Here is a 3,102-nt window from a genome sequence, read left to right on the forward strand (position 1 = left end):
TGGCTACACCAGCATCTACGAGGACGTCGAGCACGTGGCGCTGGTCCGGGGTGAGATCGCCGGGCCGAACTACGACGGCGACGACGTGCTGGTGCGGGTGCACTCCGAATGCCTGACCGGAGACGTGGTCGGATCACGCCGCTGTGACTGCGGGCCGCAGCTGGACGCCGCGATGGCGATGGTTGCGCGCGAAGGCCGCGGCGTGGTGCTCTATATGCGCGGCCACGAGGGCCGCGGCATCGGCCTGATGCACAAACTGCAGGCCTATCAGCTGCAGGACGCCGGCGACGACACCGTCGACGCCAACCTCAAACTCGGATTGCCCGCCGACGCAAGGGATTACGGGACCGGTGCGCAAATCCTGGTCGACCTCGGCGTTCGTTCGATGCGCCTGCTGACCAACAACCCCGCCAAACGGGTCGGGCTGGACGGGTACGGCCTGCACATCATCGAACGGGTGCCGCTGCCGGTACGCGCCAACGCCGAGAACATTCGATACTTGATGACCAAACGTGACCGGATGGGCCACGACCTGATCGGACTCGACGACTACGACGAATCCGTGCATCTGCACGGCGAATTCGGGGGAGCTCTATGAGTGGAGGCGCCGGTGTGCCGGATATGCCGGCACACGACGCGTCCGCGGTGAGCCTCGCGATCGTCGCCAGCACGTGGCACACCGAAATCTGCGACTCGCTGCTGGCCGGTGCCCGCAAGGTGGCCGACGACTGGGGCGTCAAAGATCCGACAGTTGTCCGGGTGCTGGGTGCAATCGAGATTCCGGTGGTCGCCCAGGCATTGGCCCGCGGTCATGACGCCGTCGTCGCATTGGGCGTGGTAATCCGAGGGGCTACACCGCATTTCGACTACGTGTGCGATGCGGTCACGCAAGGATTGACCCGGGTCTCGCTGGATGAGTCGAAGCCGGTCGCCAACGGAGTACTGACCACCAACAGCGAAGAGCAGGCGCGCGATCGGGCCGGCCTGCCGACGTCGGCCGAGGACAAGGGTGCTCAGGCGACGGCCGCGGCCCTGAGCACCGCGCTGACCCTGCGCGATTTGCACGAAAAGCCGTGATCGTCAAGCCGAACCAGGACAGCTGGGATGTGCAAGTTCGTCCACATCTGACACCGTATTTCGCATACGGGGCGGCGTTTGTGATCGCTGCGGCGCACATCGTGGTGGGCCTGCTGCTCAAGATCAAGTCCAGCGGCGTGATCTTCCAGACCGCCGATCAGGTGGCGATGGCGGGGCTGGGCCTGGTGCTTGCCGGGCTAGTGTTGCTGTTCGCCCGACCACGGCTGCGGGCCGGTGCGGCCGGGCTGTCGGTGCGCAACCTGCTCGGCGAGCGCCTGGTGCCGTGGTCGAACGTGGTCGGGGTGTCGTTTCCGGCCGGCGCACGCTGGGCACGGATCGATCTCCCCGACGACGAGTACATCCCGTTGATGGCGATCCAGGCCGTCGACAAGGACCGCGCGGTCGACGCCATGGACGCGGTACGAACGTTGCTGGCGCGTTACCGATCTCCGCGCGAGCAGACGTGAAAGTCCGCTATTTCGGGATGCGGTTTCACGGAGTTAGCTGCGCCGGCCAACGGACATGATTAGAGGGTGCGATAAGCGGCAGCAGGTGCGGTGATCGCACGTAGTCTTCTGTGGTGCGCTTGTCGTGGCCGTTGATCGGCCGCTCGGAGGAGACGGGAGCTATCGCGGCCGCCATCTCGGCTTCGGATGCTTCCGGGATCGTTGTCTACGGAGCGGCGGGTGTGGGCAAGAGCCGGCTCGCGCGTGAGGCCCTCTCTGCAGCTGAGTTGGAGGGATTCGAATGCCGGTGGGCGGCCGGCACATCTTCGGGACGGGCGATTCCGCTCGGTGCTTTCACCGCGTGGGCGCCGTCGGGTGTGACCGATACCGTTCAGTTGCTGCGCGGAGTGATCGAGTCGCTGACGGCCGTATCTTCGGGCGCCACGGTGGTGGTGTGTGTCGACGACGCGCATTTGCTCGATGATTTGTCGATTTTCGTTGTGCACCAGATCGTTCAGCGCGGCGCAGCGAACGTAATTCTCACCATTCGCGACGGTGAACGAATCGCCGCCGCTGTGCAGGAGATATGGACGGTTGGCCAATTCGACCGGCTCGACCTGCAGCCACTGTCGGTGGATGAAACGACCACGCTGCTGTCGGCAACGTTGGATGGACCGGTGGATCCAGCTGCCGCTGAGCGGCTGTGGAAGCTAACGCGCGGCAACGTTTTGTATCTGCGCAACATCGTGGAACAGGAGGTCGCTGACGGCCGAATCGTGCAAAGGGATGGGTACTGGTGCTGGCTCGGTGAGTCCGTCATGCCGCCCGGCCTGGTTGAGCTGATCGAATCCCGCATCGGAGCCCTGCCCGCGCCGGTTAGCCATGTGATTGACGCACTGGCGGTGGGGGAGCCCATCGAACTGGCGGCCCTGCGGCGCATCGCCGATCCGGCGGCGGTCGAGGAGGCCGACACCCGTGCCCTCATCACGCTCGAACCCGTAGTTGGCGGCGTGGAGGTGCGGGTGGCGCATCCGCTCTATGGTGAGGTGCGCCGCAGGCGCGCTGCACCAACCCGGCTACGACGGTTGCGCGGACTGGTCGCGGCCGAACTCGCCGCGGCCGATGACCGCGACGACATCCAGGTCGTGGTGCGCCGCGCCACGTTGAGTCTCGACTCTGACCTCACGCCCGACGCCGACCTACTCGTAAGAGCAGCCCACGGCGCCGTCTGGCTGGCGGATCTGCCCCTCGCCGATCGACTTGCAGCAGCGGCGACCCGTGCCGGAGCGGGACCGGAGCCGAACTTTGTACGCGCCCATGCACTTTCGTGGCTGGGTCGTGGCGAGGAGGCCGACGCGGTGCTCACCGAGATTCACACCAGCGAGTTGACCGACGTCGATCACGCCAGATTCGCCTTCCTGCGGGCCAGCAACATGCTGTGGGCACTAGGTGACCCTGCACGCGCGAAAGAAATCATCGACGACGCGGCGTACAACGCATCATCGCAGGCGCGTAGCTACATTGATGCCTTCCTTACGGTGTACTGGTTTGCGACGGACCAGCCGGATGTGGCGAAACA

4 protein-coding genes are annotated in these 3,102 nt (G+C 65.5%); all 4 read left to right on the top strand.

Annotated elements, in window-relative coordinates; genetic code table 11:
• A partial coding sequence (ribA, locus tag WBF82_RS04220) for a GTP cyclohydrolase II (protein WP_424381847.1) occupies positions 1–598 on the top strand: 598 nt, incomplete at its 5' end.
• Positions 595–1,077 (top strand): 6,7-dimethyl-8-ribityllumazine synthase, encoded by a 483-nt coding sequence (gene ribH, locus WBF82_RS04225; protein ID WP_424381848.1) that lies wholly within the window; start codon positions 595–597, stop codon positions 1,075–1,077. The genes ribA and ribH, both read left to right, overlap by 4 nt.
• Entirely contained in the window at positions 1,077–1,544 is a 468-nt protein-coding gene (locus WBF82_RS04230; RefSeq protein ID WP_424381850.1) for a PH domain-containing protein, read from the top strand. The genes ribH and WBF82_RS04230 overlap by 1 nt, the downstream gene beginning before the upstream one ends.
• A gap of 113 nt (positions 1,545–1,657) precedes the next feature.
• Positions 1,658–3,102, top strand: a 1,445-nt coding sequence (locus tag WBF82_RS04235; protein WP_424381849.1) for an AAA family ATPase, incomplete at its 3' end; no start/stop codon positions are given.

Origin of the sequence: Mycobacterium sp. (assembly GCF_049673265.1) — a bacterium.
Lineage (GTDB): Bacteria > Actinomycetota > Actinomycetes > Mycobacteriales > Mycobacteriaceae > Mycobacterium.